Origin of the sequence: Pseudomonas sp. Xaverov 83, from assembly GCF_019352905.1 — a bacterium.
In the GTDB taxonomy this organism is placed as follows: domain Bacteria; phylum Pseudomonadota; class Gammaproteobacteria; order Pseudomonadales; family Pseudomonadaceae; genus Aquipseudomonas; species Aquipseudomonas yamanorum.
This window is the reverse complement of record NZ_JAAAFU010000075.1, coordinates 116401-134470: the sequence shown is the minus strand read 5'-3', so window position 1 is coordinate 134470 and position 18070 is coordinate 116401. Positions and strand designations below refer to the sequence as shown.

Genomic DNA, 18070 nt, shown 5'->3' with positions numbered 1-18070 from the left:
GCGGTGGGCGTTGATTGTAATTAAGATGGCCCCATCTTTGTTCTTACATGTTTCTTCAGCCAAGGTGCCAACCGTGAGCGCGAACAACCCTCTTCTGCAGTCCTACGACCTGCCGCCGTTCTCGGCGATCCGTGCCGAGCACGTACAGCCGGCCATCGAACAGATCCTCGCCGACAACCGCGTCGCCATCGAAGGCATCCTGCAAAGCCAGGGTAAAAATCCGACCTGGGCCGGCCTGGTCCTGGCCATGGACGAACTCAATGACCGCCTGGGCGCTGCCTGGAGCCCGGTCAGCCACCTGAACGCCGTGTGCAACAGCGCCGAACTGCGCGAAGCCTACGAGGCTTGCCTGCCGGCATTGAGTGCCTACTCCACCGAGATGGGCCAGAACCGCGAGCTGTTCCAGGCCTTCGAAGCCCTGGCCAACAGCCCGGAAGCCGCCGGCTTCGACGTGGCGCAAAAAACCATTCTGGAACACTCCCTGCGGGACTTCCGCCTGTCGGGTATCGATTTGCCGCCTGAGCAGCAAAAACGTTATGCCGAAGTGCAGAGCAAACTCTCCGAACTGGGCAGCAAGTTCTCCAACCAATTGCTCGACGCCACCCAGGCCTGGACCAAGCACGTCACCGACGAAGCGACCCTCGCCGGCCTGACCGATTCGTCCAAGGCGCAAATGGCTGCGGCTGCCCAGGCCAAAGGCCTGGACGGCTGGCTGATCACCCTGGAATTCCCCTGCTACTACGCGGTGATGACCTACGCCCACGACCGCGCCCTGCGTGAAGAAATCTACGCCGCCTACTGCACCCGTGCGTCGGACCAAGGCCCGAATGCCGGTCAGAACGATAACGGCCCGGTCATGGAACAGCTCCTCGACCTGCGTCAGGAGCTCGCTCAACTGCTGGGCTTCGCCTCGTTCTCCGAACTGAGCCTGGCCACCAAAATGGCCGAGTCCAGCGACCAGGTGCTGAGCTTCCTGCGAGACCTGGCCAAGCGCAGCAAGCCGTTCGCCACCCAGGACCTGCAACAGCTCAAGACCTACGCCGCCGAACAAGGTTGCCCGGATCTGCAAAGCTGGGACAGCGGCTTCTATGGCGAAAAACTGCGCGAACAGCGTTACAGCGTTTCCCAGGAAGCCCTGCGCGCCTACTTCCCGATCGACAAGGTGCTCAGCGGCCTGTTCGCTATCGTGCAGCGCCTGTACGGCATCGAAATCGCCGAGCAGAAAGGCTTCGACACCTGGCACCCGGACGTTCGCCTGTTCGAAATCAAGGAAAACGGCCAGCACGTCGGCCGCTTCTTCTTCGACCTGTACGCCCGCGCCAACAAGCGCGGCGGGGCCTGGATGGACGGCGCCCGTGATCGTCGCCGCACCCTTGATGGCGTGCTGCAAAGCCCGGTGGCCAACCTGGTGTGCAACTTCACCCCGGCCGACAGCGGCAAGCCTGCCCTGCTGACCCACAATGAAGTGACCACGCTGTTCCACGAATTCGGCCACGGCCTGCATCACCTGTTGACCCGTGTCGAGCACGCTGGCGTGTCCGGCATCAACGGCGTGGCCTGGGATGCGGTGGAGTTGCCAAGCCAGTTCATGGAGAACTGGTGCTGGGAACCGGAAGGCCTGGCGCTGATTTCCGGCCACTATGAAACCGGTGAGCCGCTGCCTCAGGACCTGCTGGAAAAAATGCTCGCCGCGAAGAATTTCCAGTCCGGCCTGATGATGGTTCGCCAGTTGGAGTTCTCGCTGTTCGACTTCGAGCTGCACGCTACCCACGGTGATGGCCGCAGTGTGCTGCAGGTGCTGGAAGGCGTGCGTGATGAGGTGTCGGTGATGCGTCCGCCCGCCTACAACCGCTTCCCCAACAGCTTCGCGCATATCTTCGCGGGCGGTTACGCTGCGGGTTACTACAGCTACAAGTGGGCGGAAGTGCTGTCGGCGGATGCCTTCTCCAAGTTCGAAGAAGACGGCGTGCTCAATGCCGAGACTGGCCGGGCGTTCCGCGAAGCGATCCTGGCCCGTGGCGGTTCACAGGCACCGATGGTGCTGTTCGTCGACTTCCGCGGACGTGCGCCCTCGATTGACGCACTCTTGCGCCACAGCGGCCTGAGTGAGGACGCGGCAGCATGAGTGAAGCGCCTGTGAAAACCAAAAAACGCTTTATCGCCGGGGCAGTCTGCCCGGCGTGCAGCGAGCCGGACAAGTTGATGATGTGGAGCGAAGACGATGTGCCACATCGCGAGTGTGTGGCTTGCGGCTACTCCGACACGCTGAATGAACAAGGTCTGTCAGTGCCCAAGGAATTGGGCACGCGGGTCAATACGTCGGCATTGAAAGCACCGGATCCCAAGGTGCAGGCGGTGCAGTTCTTCCCCAATCCGAAGCTGAAAAAAGACTGACCGGCATGTGCCCCCTGAGCTGATGGCTCAGGGGGTGATCACCAGGGCGGTTTTTTCTGCCGCCGCGTCCTTGGCGTTGTCCGCGGTGTTCAGCCAGCTTTTCATCGAGCACAGTGCAAAGGCGCTGGTGCTGCAATCGCCATTGGCCAACGCTGTGCGTAGCTTGTCGATATCAGCCTTCATCATGTAGCGAACGCCGTCCTTGAAGCCTTTGCTGGCTCCAAAGCCACCGAGCGTCATTTCGTTCAGCGCTTCCTCTTTACTCCACCCCTGAACCACCACTCGATACATCGCCGCCATCAACCCGGTGCGATCCGAGCCGTGCTTGCAATGCATCAACACCGGGCCGTTGGCTTGTGCGTCCTGAATGGCGCGCAGGGCTTCCAGTACATCGGTGTCGTCGACATGGTTGGTTCGGTAGGTCAGTTGCACTTGCTTGATATCAGACGACTTCAGCCAGTTGGCATCAGATTCGGGCAGGAAGTTGATGACCGTACCGATCTTGAGTTTTTCCAGGACAGGAACGGCGCTGCTATCCGGTAGCGCGCTGCGATAGAGGGTGGGCGACATCTGATACAGGTTGTATTGGCTTCCCACGGGCTGGGCCCATTCCAGTGAGCGAATGGAAGCAGTGTCGTCGGCGTGCGCTTGGACGGTGGTAAACAGCGCCATGAATGCCAGGCTGATGGCAGGCAGCAATTGGTGATTGAACATGGGCGATGTAACCGAATAGGGAAATGGCTGATGGGGCACAGATTCGCCTACAGCGGATCAATGCCTCGTGAGGCACTCGTCAAAGAATCGTGAACGCCCGCTATTTTTTTCCCGCTGAATCGATTCCCCTCGATCCTTAGCCTGCTATCCTTTGTAACTATTGATTTCTGCCGTGTTCTATCCTTTTGGGTCCTTTGGATCCTATTTGCTGCCAAAACTATAAGCCGCTCCCCGAAGCGGCTGATAAATCCGTGACCACATGATGAGGTGCCACCATGTCTGATCAAGATCAAGACAACCCCCGGCGTGAGTTTTTGCGCAAATCCTTGACCTTGATCCCCGTGGTCACTGTCGCCAGCACGGGCCTGGGCGGTTCGATGCTGATGGCGGTTCCCGAGCCGGCTCAAGCCAGCCCTGAAAAGGCGCCTGTCAGCAGCAAGGCCTATGAGCCGAGCTATTTCACTGCCGAGGAATGGGCTTTTATCAACGCGGCCGTTGCCCGCCTGATCCCGGCGGACGACCAAGGCCCAGGCGCCCTGGAAGCCGGCGCGTCGGAATACATTGATCGTCAGATGAACACGCCGTACGCGGCGGGTGCCCTGTGGTTCATGCAAGGCCCGTTCAATGCCGACGCGCCGCCTGAAATGGGCTGGCAGAGCAAATTGGTGCCCAAGGAGATCTATCGCCTGGGCATTGCTGCCACGGATGCCTGGTCGAAAGCGATGAACGGTAAGCTATTTGCCGAGCAAGACAGCGCTACCCAGGACAAATTGTTGCAGCGCCTGGAGGCTGGCGACGCGCAATTCGAGAGCGTACCGCCGAAGATTTTTTTCAATCTGTTGCTGCAAAACACCAAGGAAGGGTTCTTCTGCGACCCGGTCCACGGTGGCAACAAAGGCATGGTCGGCTGGACCATGATCGGCTTCCCCGGCGCCCGCGCCGATTTCATGGATTGGGTTGAACGCAACGAGCAATACCCCTTCCCGGCTGTATCGATCCGTGGCGAGAGGGCATAAACGTGGCGACCATCATGAAGAAAGTGGATGCGGTGATCGTCGGCTTCGGCTGGACTGGCGCGATCATGGCCAAGGAGCTGACGGAAGCGGGCCTCAACGTGGTAGCGCTGGAGCGCGGCCCGATGCAGGATACCTACCCGGACGGCAACTATCCCCAGGTCATCGACGAACTGACCTACAGCGTGCGTAAAAAGCTCTTTCAGGACATCTCCAAGGAAACCGTGACCATTCGCCATAGTGTGAATGACGTCGCAATGCCCAACCGCCAACTCGGCGCCTTCCTGCCCGGTAACGGTGTTGGCGGTGCCGGTCTGCACTGGTCCGGCGTGCACTTCCGGGTGGACCCGATCGAGTTGCGCATGCGTAGCCATTACGAAGAGCGCTACGGGAAAAACTTCATTCCCAAGGACATGACCATCCAGGATTTCGGCGTCAGCTATGAGGAGCTGGAGCCGTTCTTCGACTATGCCGAGAAAGTCTTCGGCACCTCCGGGCAGGCCTGGACGGTGAAGGGGCAGTTGGTAGGCGAAGGCAAGGGTGGCAACCCTTACGCGCCGGATCGCTCCAATCACTTCCCGCTGGAATCGCAGAAGAACACAGTCTCCGCACAGCTGTTCCAGAAGGCCGCCACGGCCGTGGGCTACAAACCCTACAACCTGCCTTCCGCGAATACGTCGGGTCCTTACACCAATCCCTACGGTGCGCAGATGGGGCCGTGCAACTTCTGCGGCTTCTGCAGCGGTTATGTCTGCTACATGTATTCCAAGGCTTCTCCGAACGTGAATATTCTGCCGGCATTGCGGCTGGAGCCCAAGTTCGAGCTGCGGCCCAATTCCCACGTGCTGAAGGTCAATCTCGACAGCTCCAAGCGCAAGGCCACCGGCGTGACGTATGTCGACGCTCAAGGGCGGGAATGCGAGCAGCCAGCGGACCTGGTGATCCTCGGTTCCTTCCAGTTCAACAACGTGCGCCTGATGCTGCTGTCGGGCATTGGCAAACCCTACGACCCGATCTCCGGCGAGGGCGTGGTGGGCCGGAACTTCGCCTACCAGAACATGGCCACCATCAAGGCGTTCTTCGATAAGGACGTGCACACCAACAACTTCATCGGTGCCGGCGGCAATGGCGTGGCGATCGATGACTTTAACGCGGACAACTTCGACCACGGGCCTCACGGCTTTGTGGGCGGCTCGCCAATGTGGGTCAACCAGGCAGGCAGCCGGCCGATTGCTGGCACCTCAAACCCGCCGGGCACGCCGGCCTGGGGCAGCGCGTGGAAGCGCGCCACGGCTGATTACTACACCCACCAGGTGTCGATGGATGCTCACGGCGCCCATCAATCCTACCGTGGCAACTACCTCGATCTTGACCCGGTTTACCGCGATGCCTATGGCATGCCGCTGCTGCGCATGACCTTCGACTGGCAGGAAAACGACATCAAGATGAACCGCTTCATGGTCGACAAAATGAGCAAGATCGCCGAAGCGATGAACCCCAAGGCGATCGCCTTACTGGGCAAAAAGGTGGGCGAGCATTTCAACACCGCGTCCTATCAGACTACCCACCTCAATGGTGGCGCGATCATGGGCACCGACCCGAAAACCAGTGCCTTGAACCGCTACTTGCAGTGCTGGGACGTACACAACGTGTTTGTCCCGGGCGCTTCCGCGTTCCCACAAGGCCTGGGCTACAACCCTACGGGTCTGGTGGCGGCGTTGACCTACTGGTCGGCGCGGGCGATTCGCGAGCAGTACCTGAAAAACCCCGGCCCACTGGTTCAGGCATAAGGAGCGATGACCATGAAAGCATTTGTTATTGCCTCCCTCGCCTTGATCAGCAGCTGCTCGGTCAGTGCGGCTGAAACCGACCTGGTCAAACAGGGCGAATACCTGGCGCGCGCCGGTGACTGTGTGGCCTGCCACACCGCCAAGGGCGGCAAGCCGTTCGCCGGTGGCCTGCCGATGGAAACCCCGATCGGCACCATCTACTCCACCAACATCACCCCGGATAAAACCGGCCTGGCCGACTACAGCTTCGAAGACTTCGATCAGGCCGTGCGCCATGGCGTCGCCAAGAACGGCAGTACCCTTTACCCGGCGATGCCCTATCCGTCTTATGCGCGGGTCAGCGAAAGCGACATGCAGGCGCTGTACGCGTACTTCATGAAGGGCGTGGAACCGGTGGCGCAAGCTAACAAGGACAGCGACATTCCCTGGCCGTTGAGCATGCGTTGGCCGTTGGCCGGTTGGCGCTGGATGTTCGCGCCCAAAGTCGAGGACTATCAGGCCCAAGCGGGCGCGGACCCGGTGATCAGCCGTGGCGCGTATCTGGTGGAAGGACTTGGCCACTGTGGTGCCTGCCATACGCCACGGGCGCTGACCATGCAGGAAAAATCCCTGAGTGCGTCGGACGGCAGCGCTTTCCTTTCCGGCAGCGCACCGCTGGAAGGCTGGATTGCCAAGAGCCTGCGGGGCGATCACAAGGACGGCCTGGGCGGTTGGAGCGAGGAACAGCTGGTGCAATTCCTCAAGACCGGCCGCAGTGATCGCAGCGCAGTGTTTGGCGGCATGAGCGACGTTGTGGTCCACAGCATGCAGTACATGTCGGAAGATGACCTGACGGCTATCGCCCGCTATCTCAAGAGCCTGCCGGCGGTGGATCCCAAGGATCAGCCGCACCAGTACGACAAGCAGGTCGCCGATGCGCTGTGGAAAGGCGATGACAGCAAGCCGGGGGCATCGGTGTATATCGACAACTGCGCGGCGTGCCACCGCACCGATGGCCATGGCTACACCCGGGTATTCCCGGCGTTGGCGGGCAACCCGGTGTTGCAGACGGCGGATGCCACCTCGTTGATCAACATTGTGTTGAACGGCGGTACGCTGCCGGCGACCCACACCGCCCCTTCGACCTTCACCATGCCGGCGTTTGCCTGGCGTTTGTCGGATCAGGAAGTGGCGGATGTCGTCAGTTTCGTGCGAGGCAGTTGGGGTAACAAAGGCGAGCCGGTGAAAGCCAGTGACGTCGCGAACCTGCGCAAGAATGATATGCAGACGACCTCCGGCGATGACCTTGGCCAGGTGACCTCCAAGCACTGATTGAAGGTTGACCGCCAAACGGCACTGGTCAGAAACCGTGCGCCCCTATACTGTATAAAAAAACAGTATAGGGGCGCGTTCATGTCCACTCCTCTGCCGCCTCGCGGGCGCGGCACGGCCACCAACCTGCATAACCGTTTTGCGCCCACTGTCAGTGTGGTGGAAGACGACGGCTGGTATCAGGAAGTGCCACAGACCCAGGGCACCGAAGTCCGTATCGAAACCGCGAAAACCATCATCACCCGCAACAGCTCGCCGGATATCCCGTTTGATCGGGCGATCAACCCGTATCGTGGCTGCGAGCATGGCTGTATCTACTGCTATGCGCGGCCCAGCCATGCGTATTGGGACCTGTCGCCGGGGCTGGATTTCGAAACCAAGCTGATCGCCAAGACCAACGCCGCTGACGTGCTGGAGCAGCAATTGTCGAAACCGGGCTACACCTGCGCGCCGATCAACCTGGGCTCCAACACCGACCCGTACCAGCCTATCGAACGCGAGTACAAGATCACCCGGCAGACCCTCGAAGTGCTGCTGCGCTATCGCCACCCGGTGACGATTATTACCAAGGGTTCGCTGATCCTGCGGGACCTCGACCTGCTGACCGAGCTGGCGCAGCAGCGGCTGGTGGCGGTGATGATCAGCCTCACCAGCCTGGACGACGAACTCAAGCGCATCCTGGAACCGCGCACGGCTGCGCCCAAGGCGCGGCTGCGGGCGATTCGGGTGATGCGTGAGGCGGGGATCCCGGTGGGCGTGTTGTGTTCACCGATGATTCCGATGATCAACGACAGTGAGCTGGAAAGTTTGCTGACCGAAGCGCATGCCGCTGGCGCTCAAAGTGCGGCGTACATGATGCTGCGCCTGCCCTTGGAGGTGGCGCCGTTGTTTGAGGAATGGCTGGCGGCCCATTACCCGCAGCGCGCGGCCCATGTGATGAGCCTGGTGCGGCAGGTGCGCGGTGGTGAGGTCTATGACAGTCGCTTCGGTGTACGCATGCGCGGCGAAGGGCCGTTTGCCGATCTGTTGGCGCAGCGTTTCGCCAAGGCGATCAAACGGCTGGGGCTGAATCGCCGGGAAGGGTTTAATCTGGATTGCACGGCGTTTTGCCCACCGGGCAGGCAGATGGCATTGTTGTAAACTGCTGTGTAAGGCGCGCGACCGTGTAGGAATAGTCGCGTTTTGATATCACTGAAAGCCCCGATCTAGAGCGGTTCATTCAGTTTGAGTTAAGTTTCGGCGGGTACCTTGTTTATCGAGTGACTAATGAGTCGGCGCTTCGGTTTGGGCGCCAGCCGCACTGGAAAACTCCCCTGCTCCAATCAAGAGGATGAATCATGAGTGACAAGGATAAACAGCCGTTGGCTGCGTCGGCTTCAGCCCCTCACGAGGCGGAGTCCGCCGATGCAGCGCTGCAGCACATCGTTGAAGGCTTTTTGCATTTCCATAACGAGATCTTTCCGCAGCAGGAAGAACTCTTCAAAAAACTCGCTACGGCCCAAAGCCCACGAGCGATGTTCATTACCTGCGCCGACTCGCGCATCGTTCCCGAGCTGATCACCCACAGCTCCCCGGGGGATTTGTTCGTGACCCGTAACGTCGGCAACGTCGTGCCGCCTTATGGGCAGATGAACGGCGGTGTTTCCACGGCCATCGAGTACGCGGTACTGGCCCTCGGCGTGCAGCACATCATCATTTGCGGCCACTCCGACTGTGGCGCCATGCGCGCAGTGCTCAACCCCCAGAGCCTGGAAAAAATGCCCACGGTAAAGGCCTGGCTGCGCCACGCCGAGGTCGCCAAGACCATGGTCCAGGACAACTGTGACTGCGCCAACGAACACGAAAGCATGCATGTGCTGACCGAAGAAAACGTGATCGCCCAGTTGCAGCATCTGCGCACGCACCCGTCGGTAGCCTCGCGCATGGCCAATGGGCATCTGTTTATCCATGGCTGGGTCTACGACATCGAGACCAGCGAGATCAGGGCCTACGATGCGGATCAGGCGGCGTTCCTGCCGTTGAACGGTACCCAGCCGATCCCATCCGCGACGCCTAAAGCGCGCTTCTAAAACAATCCCCTGTCGGGTAACGCGATGGCTGCCATTCGAGCAGCCAGGCGTTGCCACGCCCGGCAAATGCCTCGGGAGAGTCATCATGCGTGCTGCTCAATTAAAAGCTGTGCTGCCACGGGAGCTGCTGGCCTCTGTGGTTGTGTTTCTGGTTGCCCTGCCGCTGTGCATGGGGATCGCCATCGCGTCAGGGATGCCACCTGCCAAAGGCCTGATCACCGGGATTATCGGTGGGCTTGTGGTGGGTTGGTTGGCGGGATCGCCGCTGCAAGTCAGCGGCCCGGCTGCCGGCTTGGCGGTGCTGGTGTTCGAACTGGTGCGCCAGCATGGCATGGCCATGCTCGGGCCGATCCTGTTGCTGGCGGGTTTCCTGCAGTTGGTGGCCGGGCGTTTGCGCCTGGGCTGCTGGTTCCGTGTTACGGCGCCTGCGGTGGTCTACGGGATGCTGGCGGGTATCGGGGTGCTGATTGTCCTGTCGCAGGTCCATGTGATGCTCGACGGTGTGCCAAAACCCTCCGGGCTGGATAACCTCGCCGGCTTTCCCGCCGCGTTGATTCAGGCGATTCCTACACTGGGCGGCGGGCTTGGCTGGCAGGCTGGCCTGCTCGGGCTGTCGACGATTTTGGTGATGTGGCTGTGGGACAAGTTCCGTCCGCAAAAGCTGCGCTTCGTGCCCGGCGCCTTGCTCGGCGTGGGTTTGGCGACAGTCACCAGCTTGGTGCTGGCGTTGCAGGTCAAGCGTGTGGAGGTGCCGGAAAACCTGGCGGACGCCATCGACTGGCTACGCCCCAGCGACCTGCTGAACCTGGCGGATCCCAACCTGTTGATCGCCGCGTTCGCCGTGGCCTTTATCGCCAGTGCGGAAACGTTGCTTTCGGCAGCGGCGGTTGACCGCATGCACAGTGGCCAGCGTTCCGATTTCGACAAGGAATTGTCGGCGCAAGGCGTGGGCAACATGTTGTGCGGTCTGGTCGGTGCCCTGCCGATGACCGGTGTGATCGTGCGCAGTTCGGCCAACGTCCAGGCCGGTGCCACCACGCGTTTGTCGGCGATGTTCCACGGCTTGTGGCTACTGGCGTTCGTGCTGTTGCTGTCCAGTGTGCTGCAAAGCATTCCGGTGGCGAGCCTGGCGGGTGTGCTGGTGTACACCGGGATCAAGCTGGTGGACATGAAGGCGTTTCGTGGCCTGGCGCGTTACGGGCGGATGCCGATGTTTACCTACGCAGCGACGGCCCTGGCGATCATTTTTACCGACTTGTTGACGGGCGTGTTGGTGGGCTTCGGGCTAACGCTGGTCAAGCTGGCGTTCAAGGCTTCACGCTTGAAAATCAGCCTGGTGGACCTGCCACAGGATGGCGAGATGGAGTTGCGATTGACGGGGGCTGGGACCTTTCTCAAGGTGCCGGCATTGACTCAGGTGTTGTCGACGGTACCTGCCGGGACCACCTTGCATGTGCCACTCAATAACCTGAGTTACATCGACCACTCCTGCCTGGAGTTGCTGGAAGAATGGGGTCGGGCCAATGCGGCCAAGGGCTCGAAGCTGATGATCGAGGCGCGGGGGTTGAAGCGCAGGTTGGAAGGACGGGTAAGAACGACGACCGGAATAGGCTCGGCGCCGTCTGTTGGCTGACGAAACCGGATCAAAATGTGGGAGCGGGCTTGCTCGCGAAGGCGGAGTGTCAGTCACTGAATGTGTTTCTGATACACCGCCTTCGCGAGCAAGCCCGCTCCCACATTGGATCTTTGCAAGCCGGCAAATCTAAGCTGGCTGGTCCAGCTCAAGGCCCACACCCAACTGCCGCGACAGGCACGGCCAGCGCTTCCACGCCGCTTCCGTGTCCGGGCTCTTGAGCTTGTCGCGGTACGTCTCGACCGACTCTAACGCAAAGCTCTCTTCGTTAAGCATCTCATCCACGGCGTGGTGCACGGCTTCATCCAGCTGGTTGGCAAAGGTCTCGCCGATCAATTGGTGGGCAATCACGTTCGCCACCGTGGTATCCAGCGGAATCAACGGCTGGCCGAAGTGCTTGATATACAGATCGTTGACCTCTTCCACCAAGCGATGAGCCAGATAAGCCTCGTCCAGCAAACCGTCCAAACCTTCATGCCCGGCCAGGATCGCTGGCGGTTGCAGGAAGAAATGCTCGGCGATTTTCAGCACCGGTTTGATCTGGCTCTCAATACCGGCTTCTCGGGCGACATCATTGGCTGCGTCCAGCAGATCCGGGACCTGGTCGATGTAGGCACTGACAAAACGCGTCATCACGCCTTTGGCGTCGACGTCAGGCAGGGAAATCGCCGGGTGCAGGTGTGGTAACTGGACTTCCAGCTGCTGAGCAAGCTGGCCGGTGCTGGATTCGTGTTGATGGGCACGGGAAATCTGCTCGCGCAATGCGGCGGTGTTCATGAAAGCTCCAGTGATGCAGGCGTAGGAAATAGGGAGAGGATAAGGTAGCTCGTTTATACGAGCGCCTAAGACGCATTTGTCATAATTATTTCACGGTTATGCGCTGGCGTTATATCAAATCGCCATCGTTCGTCGGATAACGGGCGCCATCGGTCCTGTTGTGTGGTCTGTTTCCTCATTTTCGTTCATTTGCCCGATCACATTGCGGGGTGGCGGTCGCTGTCTATACTCGGTTTTGTACGCAATTAGCTGATGACGCCCGACTGCATGAGCAGGCAAGGCTTGGCGGTTGTAAGCAGTATGGAAGCCGCTCCCTTGGCCGCAGGTGCAAACCGGCGGGATAACAAGAATGATAAGGGGAACCCGCAATGACGCGACATCCACATGTTTGGATGGGCCTACTGTTGTGGTCAGTATTCAGCCAGGCGCAAGCCGCCTGGACCACGAATATGGCGCCAGGGGCCACTGAAGTCAGTCACGCCGTGTTTGACCTGCACATGACCATTTTCTGGATATGTGTGGCGATTGGCATTGTCGTGTTTGGCGCGATGTTCTGGTCGATGATCGTTCACCGGCGCTCCACGGGCCAGGTGGCAGCCAAATTTCACGAGAGTACGACGGTAGAAATTCTCTGGACCGTGGTGCCCTTGCTGATCCTGGTGGCGATGGCCATTCCGGCCACCAAGACGCTGATCAACATCTACGACAGCACTGAATCGGATATCGATATCCAGGTCACGGGCTACCAGTGGAAGTGGCATTACAAATACCTGGGTCAGGACGTCGAATTCTTCAGCAACCTGGCTACGCCCGCCGAGCAGATCCATAACCAGGCCGTCAAAGGCGAGCATTACCTTCTGGAAGTCGACCAGCCGCTGGTGCTGCCAGTGGGTGCCAAGGTGCGTTTTCTGGTGACCGCCGCCGACGTGATCCACTCCTGGTGGGTGCCTGCGTTTGCGGTGAAGCGTGATGCGATTCCAGGCTTCGTCAACGAGGCCTGGACCCGGGTCGAGAAGCCCGGCATCTACCGTGGCCAGTGCGCCGAGCTGTGTGGCAAGGACCATGGCTTCATGCCGATCGTGGTGGAGGTCAAGTCCAAGGCCGACTACGACACTTGGCTTGGCGAGCGGAAGGCCGAAGCCGCCAAGCTCAAGGAGCTGACCTCCAAGGAATGGACCCTGGATGAGCTGGTGGCCCGTGGCGACAAGATTTATCACACCACTTGCGTGGCCTGTCACCAGGCTGAAGGCCAGGGCCTGCCGCCGATGTTCCCGGCGCTCAAGGGCTCGCCGATTGCCACCGGGCCCAAGGAAGACCACCTGCACCGCGTTTACTTCGGCAAGCCCGGCACCGCCATGGCGGCGTTCGGCAAGCAGCTGTCGGAAGTCGATATCGCAGCGGTCGTGACCTATGAACGTAACGCCTGGGGCAACAACAAAGGCGACATGGTCACGCCTAAAGACGTGCTGGCTCTGAAACAGGCGGAAAGCAAATGACTTCCTTCATTGCGTATTCCCTGAACCGTCCCGCCCACTCGTTCGCAGGAGAAAAGCCATGAGCGCTGTGATCGATGACCACGGTCATGCCGGTGACCACGCTCACGGCCCCGCCAAGGGCCTGATGCGCTGGGTCCTGACCACCAACCACAAAGACATCGGGACCATGTACCTGTGGTTCAGCTTCGCCATGTTCCTGCTCGGTGGCTCGTTCGCCATGGTGATCCGTGCCGAGCTGTTCCAGCCCGGCTTGCAGATCGTCGAGCCGGCGTTCTTCAACCAGATGACCACCATGCACGGCCTGGTGATGGTGTTCGGTGCGGTGATGCCGGCGTTTGTCGGCCTGGCCAACTGGATGATCCCGTTGATGATCGGCGCGCCCGACATGGCCCTGCCGCGCATGAACAACTTCAGTTTCTGGCTGTTGCCGGCGGCGTTCCTGATGCTGGTGTCCACCCTGTTCATGCCCGGCGGCGGGCCGAACTTCGGCTGGACCTTCTACGCCCCGCTCTCCACCACCTACGCACCGGAAAGCGTGACCTTCTTCATCTTCGCCATCCACCTGATGGGCATCAGTTCGATCATGGGCGCGATCAACGTCATCGCCACCATCCTCAACCTGCGTGCCCCTGGCATGACCCTGATGAAAATGCCGTTGTTCGTCTGGACCTGGCTGATCACCGCGTTCCTGTTGATCGCGGTGATGCCGGTGTTGGCGGGTTGCGTGACCATGATGCTGATGGATATCCACTTCGGCACCAGCTTCTTCAGCGCTGCCGGTGGCGGTGACCCGGTGTTGTTCCAGCATGTGTTCTGGTTCTTCGGCCACCCCGAGGTGTACATCATGATCCTGCCGGCCTTCGGCGCCGTCAGCTCGATCATCCCGACCTTCTCGCGCAAGCCGCTGTTCGGTTACACCTCGATGGTGTACGCCACGGCGAGCATCGCGTTCCTGTCGTTCATCGTGTGGGCGCACCACATGTTCGTGGTGGGCATCCCGCTGGTGGGCGAGCTGTTCTTCATGTACGCCACGCTGCTGATCGCGGTACCTACGGGGGTGAAGGTGTTCAACTGGGTCAGCACCATGTGGCAAGGCTCGCTGACCTTCGAGACGCCGATGCTGTTCGCCGTGGCCTTCGTGATTTTGTTCACCATTGGCGGTTTTTCCGGGCTGATGCTGGCGATCGCCCCGGCGGACTTCCAGTACCACGACACCTACTTTGTGGTGGCGCACTTCCATTACGTACTGGTGCCCGGGGCGATCTTCGGGATCTTCGCCTCGGCCTACTACTGGCTGCCGAAATGGACCGGCCACATGTACGACGAAACCCTGGGCAAGCTGCACTTCTGGCTGTCGTTCGTGGGGATGAACATGGCGTTCTTCCCGATGCATTTCGTGGGACTTGCCGGCATGCCGCGTCGGGTGCCGGACTACAATCTGCAGTTCGCCGATTTCAACATGGTCTCCTCCATCGGCGCCTTCACCTTTGGTGCGACGCAGATTTTCTTCCTGTTCATCGTCATCAAGTGCATCCGTGGCGGTAAGCCTGCGCCCGCCAAGCCGTGGGATGGTGCCGAAGGGCTGGAGTGGAGCATCCCTTCGCCTGCGCCATACCACACCTTCACCACGCCGCCGGAGGTCAAATGAACACCTCCCTATCCTGTGGGAGCTGGCTTGCCTGCGATGGCATCACTTCGGTGTACCTGAAAGACCGAGTTGCCAGCATCGCAGGCAAGCCAGCTCCCACAGAAAGGCCATTCACAGAACATTCATTCGTAGGTGGCCGCCATGCTTGAGTCCGTGCCTATCAAGCGCCTGGTTACACGGCTGCTGATCCTGGTGGTGGCAATGTTCGCCTTCGGCTTCGCCCTGGTGCCGATCTACGATGTGATGTGCAAGGCGTTCGGCATCAACGGCAAGACCGCCGGGCAGTACGAAGGCGAGCAGGTGGTGGACCCTACGCGCCAGGTGCGGGTGCAGTTCCTGTCCACCAATGCCATCGACATGGTCTGGGAGTTCCACTCCAAGGCCGACGAGGTGGTGGTCAATCCCGGCGCGGTCACCGAGATGCTGTTCGTGGCCTACAACCCCACTGACAAGCCGATGACCGCCCAGGCGGTGCCGAGCATTTCGCCCGCCGAGGCGGCGATGTACTTCCACAAGACCGAGTGTTTTTGCTTCACCCAGCAAGTGCTACAGCCAGGTCAGCGCATAGAAATGCCGGTGCGCTTCATTGTCGATCGCGACATGCCGAAGGATGTGAAGCATTTGACCCTGGCGTACACGCTGTTCGATATCACCGCGCGCCAACCGCCCGTGGCTGTCCATACCGGCGGCTAGGCGTTGCTTGCGGGCTCGATTAGGAGAACGAATACATGTCGACTCATGATACGTACTACGTACCAGCGCAAAGCAAATGGCCAATAATTGCCACGTTGGGCATGCTGATTACGGTGTTCGGATTGGCTACCTGGTTCAACGACCTGAAGGCCGCACGCCCGGAATCCCACGGCCCGCTGATCTTTTTCGTCGGCGGCCTGCTGCTGGCCTACATGATGTTTGGCTGGTTCGGCGCGGTGATCAAGGAAAGCCGCGCCGGTTTGTACAGCTCGCAGATGGACCGCTCCTTTCGCTGGGGCATGACCTGGTTCATCTTCTCCGAGGTGATGTTCTTCATCGCGTTCTTCGGCGCACTGTTTTATGTGCGGCATATGTCGGCGCCGTGGCTGGCGGGTGAAGGCCATAAGGGCATCGCCCACATGCTGTGGCCGAACTTCGAATTCGCCTGGCCGCTGCTGAACAATCCTGACCCGAAACTATTCCCTGCGCCCAAGGGCACCATCAGCCCCTGGGGCTTGCCGCTGATCAACACGATCTTGCTGGTCAGCTCCAGCGTGACCATCACTATCGCCCACCACGCCTTGCGCAAAGGTCATCGCGGCGCGCTGAAGATCTGGCTGGCGATCACCGTGTTGCTGGGTTGGGCGTTCCTCGGGTTCCAGGCCGAGGAATACATCCATGCCTATAAAGAGTTGGGCCTGACCCTCGGTTCCGGCGTATACGGCGCGACCTTCTTCATGCTCACCGGCTTCCACGGCGCCCACGTGACCATCGGCACCATCATTTTGTTTGTGATGCTGATACGCATCCTGAAAGGGCATTTCAACAACGAGTACCAGTTCGGGTTCGAGGCGGCCAGTTGGTATTGGCACTTTGTGGACGTGGTGTGGATCGGGCTGTTTTTCTTCGTTTACGTGCTTTGAGGCCGTTCACCAAGGCGCATGAGACACCAGCTGGCCGCTGAAGAAACCCCAGGTGATCAGCCCTAAGGTGATCACGGCCAGCACCACACGCACGGTCAAGGCAGTGACGAGGCGATTGGAGTTGCCCTCGTCCTTGACCAGGAAGAACAAGCCACTGAACAGGCTCACGACGGTAGCAATCAGCATCAGGGCAATGGCTGCTTTGAGCATGGTGGGCTCCGGGGCTCTTTTTTGGAGGGGGCGAGCAATGAGATTCAGTATAGCCAGCGCAGCACCGACCTCTGCGGCAATGCCATGAAACCCTTTCGCCCCGGTATTGCGCCGACGCTGGTGGTGCTTGCGCTGCTGCCGTTGCTGGTATTTCTCGGTTTCTGGCAGCTGTCTCGTGGCCACGAAAAACAGGCGCTGCTGGAAACCTACGCCGAGCGCCGCGCTGCCGAGCCCATGAGCAGTACGCAATTACAAGCCACCGAAGATCCGGCGTTCCGTCGCGTGCATTTGCGCGGCCAATTTGATGCCGAGCACAGCGTGCTGCTGGATAACCGCTTTCGTGACGGCAAGGTCGGTGTGGAAGTGCTGCAACCGTTCCACGATCAGGCCAGCGGTCAGTGGCTGCTGCTCAATCGCGGCTGGTTGCCCTGGCCAGACCGTCGCACACCACCGGCTTTCACCACCCCCGAACAACTGCTGAATCTTGACGCCTGGGTCTATGTGGCTCCGGGCGAGACCTTCCAGCTGCACGCCGATCCGGCGGGCGCACAGTGGCCGCGATTGCTGACTGCACTGCATCCCGAAGCGTTGTGGGCCGAGTTGGGCCGTAGCGGATTCGCCTATGAAATGCGAGCCGAAGCCGGCCCCGGCACTTACGAAACCAACTGGCCTGTGGTCGCCATGGGCCCTGAAAAGCACCTGGGCTATGCCGTGCAATGGTTCGCCATGGCGCTGGCGCTGTTCGGCCTTTATCTCTACCTCGGATGGCACAACACAAAGGAGAAGCGCCATGGGAGCGGCCATGAATCCACTCAACATGTCTGACGCGCCAGCAGCGCCCAACCGGCGCAAGGGTCGCTGGCAACTGATCCTGATTTTGCTGATGGTGATCGGCCCGATGGTGCTCGCCACCTTCATGTACAAGTTGCAGTTCTGGGTGCCGGACAGCCGCAGCTACCACGGTGAGATGATCGGCAATGGCCAGACCCGTGCCGACATTGGTGTGCAGGCCGACGAAGACCGCTGGCAACTGCTGGTGACTGCGCCCACCGCCTGCACTGCCGATTGCCAGCAGCTGGTGTACCTCGCACGCCAACTTCAGATCGGACTGGGCCGCGATGCCTCTCGCGCCAGCCATGCCCTGGCCAGCGCGCAGCCCGTCAGCACCGCCTATGACGCCAAGCTCAAGGCCGAATACCCCCAACTGCAGCGCTACTCCCTCGACCTGTCGACCTTCAATAAAGACGCTGCCGCCCGAGGCACTGGCGATGCCCAGCTGTGGATCGTCGACCCCCACGGCAACCTGGTGCTGCGCTACGACGCCCGGGTCAAGGGCAAGGACCTGCTCAACGACCTGCGCCTGCTGCTGAAACTGTCGAACATCGGATAAGGACACCGT

17 protein-coding genes are annotated in these 18070 nt (G+C 60.3%); 14 read left to right on the top strand and 3 right to left on the bottom strand.

From position 1 onward, the window contains the following. The first annotated feature begins 73 nt into the window (after nucleotides 1-73). Both prlC and K0H47_RS21860 read left to right on the top strand, forming a co-directional pair. Nucleotides 74-2125: an oligopeptidase A gene (prlC, locus tag K0H47_RS21865; RefSeq protein ID WP_374106772.1), complete on the top strand. Its 2052-nt coding sequence runs from the start codon at nucleotides 74-76 to the stop codon at nucleotides 2123-2125. Next, on the top strand, nucleotides 2122-2394 hold the full coding sequence (locus K0H47_RS21860) for a YheV family putative zinc ribbon protein (protein WP_003214872.1): 273 nt from the start codon (nucleotides 2122-2124) through the stop codon (nucleotides 2392-2394). The genes prlC and K0H47_RS21860 overlap by 4 nt, the downstream gene beginning before the upstream one ends. Before the next feature lie 27 nt (nucleotides 2395-2421). Here K0H47_RS21860 and K0H47_RS21855 read toward each other — a convergent pair whose 3' ends face one another. After that, a complete protein-coding gene (locus tag K0H47_RS21855) occupies nucleotides 2422-3108 on the bottom strand; it encodes a dual specificity protein phosphatase family protein (RefSeq protein WP_063033717.1) in 687 nt (228 codons plus the stop codon). Nucleotides 3109-3383: 275 nt separating this feature from the next. Here K0H47_RS21855 and K0H47_RS21850 point away from each other — a divergent pair, with 275 nt between their 5' ends. The 6 genes from K0H47_RS21850 (at nucleotide 3384) to K0H47_RS21825 (ending at nucleotide 10924) form a co-directional block, all read left to right on the top strand. Further along, the gene (locus K0H47_RS21850; protein WP_219273608.1) at nucleotides 3384-4124 is read left to right on the top strand and encodes a gluconate 2-dehydrogenase subunit 3 family protein; all 741 of its coding nucleotides are present in this window, start codon (nucleotides 3384-3386) and stop codon (nucleotides 4122-4124) included. Between the two features lie 2 nt (nucleotides 4125-4126). Further along, a complete protein-coding gene (locus K0H47_RS21845; protein WP_093203302.1) occupies nucleotides 4127-5911 on the top strand; it encodes a GMC family oxidoreductase in 1785 nt (594 codons plus the stop codon). 12 nt (nucleotides 5912-5923) lie between these two features. After that, complete coding sequence (locus tag K0H47_RS21840) at nucleotides 5924-7222, top strand: cytochrome c (protein WP_219273606.1); 1299 nt, start codon at nucleotides 5924-5926, stop codon at nucleotides 7220-7222. Between the two features lie 81 nt (nucleotides 7223-7303). Then, nucleotides 7304-8362, top strand: coding sequence for a PA0069 family radical SAM protein (locus K0H47_RS21835; RefSeq protein WP_219273604.1), 1059 nt, complete (start codon nucleotides 7304-7306; stop codon nucleotides 8360-8362). Nucleotides 8363-8559: 197 nt separating this feature from the next. Continuing rightward, nucleotides 8560-9291, top strand: a complete 732-nt coding sequence (locus K0H47_RS21830; protein ID WP_003214859.1) for a carbonic anhydrase — start codon at nucleotides 8560-8562, stop codon at nucleotides 9289-9291. Nucleotides 9292-9376: 85 nt separating this feature from the next. Further along, the gene (locus tag K0H47_RS21825) at nucleotides 9377-10924 is read left to right on the top strand and encodes a SulP family inorganic anion transporter (protein ID WP_017477956.1); all 1548 of its coding nucleotides are present in this window, start codon (nucleotides 9377-9379) and stop codon (nucleotides 10922-10924) included. A 129-nt stretch (nucleotides 10925-11053) separates the two neighbouring features. Here K0H47_RS21825 and K0H47_RS21820 read toward each other — a convergent pair whose 3' ends face one another. Continuing rightward, nucleotides 11054-11701 carry a hypothetical protein gene (locus K0H47_RS21820; RefSeq protein ID WP_063033714.1) on the bottom strand — a complete coding sequence of 216 codons (648 nt, stop codon included), beginning with the start codon at nucleotides 11699-11701 and terminating at the stop codon, nucleotides 11054-11056. 368 nt (nucleotides 11702-12069) lie between these two features. Here K0H47_RS21820 and coxB point away from each other — a divergent pair, with 368 nt between their 5' ends. The 4 genes from coxB to K0H47_RS21800 all read left to right on the top strand — a co-directional run bounded on the left by coxB (nucleotide 12070) and on the right by K0H47_RS21800 (nucleotide 16461). Continuing rightward, nucleotides 12070-13197: a cytochrome c oxidase subunit II gene (gene coxB, locus K0H47_RS21815; protein WP_063033713.1), complete on the top strand. Its 1128-nt coding sequence runs from the start codon at nucleotides 12070-12072 to the stop codon at nucleotides 13195-13197. Between the two features lie 58 nt (nucleotides 13198-13255). Next, nucleotides 13256-14845 carry a cytochrome c oxidase subunit I gene (ctaD, locus tag K0H47_RS21810; protein WP_063033712.1) on the top strand — a complete coding sequence of 530 codons (1590 nt, stop codon included), beginning with the start codon at nucleotides 13256-13258 and terminating at the stop codon, nucleotides 14843-14845. A gap of 141 nt (nucleotides 14846-14986) precedes the next feature. Next, entirely contained in the window at nucleotides 14987-15538 is a 552-nt protein-coding gene (locus K0H47_RS21805) for a cytochrome c oxidase assembly protein (protein WP_008439615.1), read from the top strand. A 35-nt stretch (nucleotides 15539-15573) separates the two neighbouring features. After that, on the top strand, nucleotides 15574-16461 hold the full coding sequence (locus tag K0H47_RS21800; RefSeq protein ID WP_219273602.1) for a cytochrome c oxidase subunit 3: 888 nt from the start codon (nucleotides 15574-15576) through the stop codon (nucleotides 16459-16461). Nucleotides 16462-16467: 6 nt separating this feature from the next. Here K0H47_RS21800 and K0H47_RS21795 read toward each other — a convergent pair whose 3' ends face one another. Continuing rightward, entirely contained in the window at nucleotides 16468-16671 is a 204-nt protein-coding gene (locus K0H47_RS21795; protein WP_010168612.1) for a twin transmembrane helix small protein, read from the bottom strand. 84 nt (nucleotides 16672-16755) lie between these two features. On the opposite strand from K0H47_RS21795, the gene K0H47_RS21790 reads away from it, so the two are divergent. Beyond that, nucleotides 16756-17496 carry an SURF1 family protein gene (locus K0H47_RS21790; RefSeq protein ID WP_093210161.1) on the top strand — a complete coding sequence of 247 codons (741 nt, stop codon included), beginning with the start codon at nucleotides 16756-16758 and terminating at the stop codon, nucleotides 17494-17496. After that, nucleotides 17462-18061 (top strand): hypothetical protein, encoded by a 600-nt coding sequence (locus tag K0H47_RS21785; protein WP_093203283.1) that lies wholly within the window; start codon nucleotides 17462-17464, stop codon nucleotides 18059-18061. The genes K0H47_RS21790 and K0H47_RS21785 overlap by 35 nt, the downstream gene beginning before the upstream one ends. Nucleotides 18062-18070: the final 9 nt, after the last annotated feature.

Excerpts from the sequence above, each read along its gene's own strand:
- K0H47_RS21850 (WP_219273608.1), top strand. The coding sequence starts at position 3,384 with ATGTCTGATCAAGATCAAGACAACCCCCGGCGTGAGTTTTTGCGCAAA.
- K0H47_RS21835 (WP_219273604.1), top strand. The coding sequence starts at position 7,304 with ATGTCCACTCCTCTGCCGCCTCGCGGGCGCGGCACGGCCACCAACCTG.
- coxB (WP_063033713.1), top strand. The coding sequence starts at position 12,070 with ATGACGCGACATCCACATGTTTGGATGGGCCTACTGTTGTGGTCAGTA.
- K0H47_RS21785 (WP_093203283.1), top strand. The coding sequence starts at position 17,462 with ATGGGAGCGGCCATGAATCCACTCAACATGTCTGACGCGCCAGCAGCG.
- ctaD (WP_063033712.1), top strand. The coding sequence starts at position 13,256 with ATGAGCGCTGTGATCGATGACCACGGTCATGCCGGTGACCACGCTCAC.
- K0H47_RS21820 (WP_063033714.1), bottom strand. The coding sequence starts at position 11,701 with ATGAACACCGCCGCATTGCGCGAGCAGATTTCCCGTGCCCATCAACAC.
- K0H47_RS21840 (WP_219273606.1), top strand. The coding sequence starts at position 5,924 with ATGAAAGCATTTGTTATTGCCTCCCTCGCCTTGATCAGCAGCTGCTCG.
- K0H47_RS21855 (WP_063033717.1), bottom strand. The coding sequence starts at position 3,108 with ATGTTCAATCACCAATTGCTGCCTGCCATCAGCCTGGCATTCATGGCG.
- K0H47_RS21795 (WP_010168612.1), bottom strand. The coding sequence starts at position 16,671 with ATGCTCAAAGCAGCCATTGCCCTGATGCTGATTGCTACCGTCGTGAGC.
- K0H47_RS21800 (WP_219273602.1), top strand. The coding sequence starts at position 15,574 with ATGTCGACTCATGATACGTACTACGTACCAGCGCAAAGCAAATGGCCA.
- K0H47_RS21825 (WP_017477956.1), top strand. The coding sequence starts at position 9,377 with ATGCGTGCTGCTCAATTAAAAGCTGTGCTGCCACGGGAGCTGCTGGCC.
- K0H47_RS21860 (WP_003214872.1), top strand. The coding sequence starts at position 2,122 with ATGAGTGAAGCGCCTGTGAAAACCAAAAAACGCTTTATCGCCGGGGCA.
- K0H47_RS21830 (WP_003214859.1), top strand. The coding sequence starts at position 8,560 with ATGAGTGACAAGGATAAACAGCCGTTGGCTGCGTCGGCTTCAGCCCCT.
- K0H47_RS21805 (WP_008439615.1), top strand. The coding sequence starts at position 14,987 with ATGCTTGAGTCCGTGCCTATCAAGCGCCTGGTTACACGGCTGCTGATC.
- K0H47_RS21790 (WP_093210161.1), top strand. The coding sequence starts at position 16,756 with ATGAAACCCTTTCGCCCCGGTATTGCGCCGACGCTGGTGGTGCTTGCG.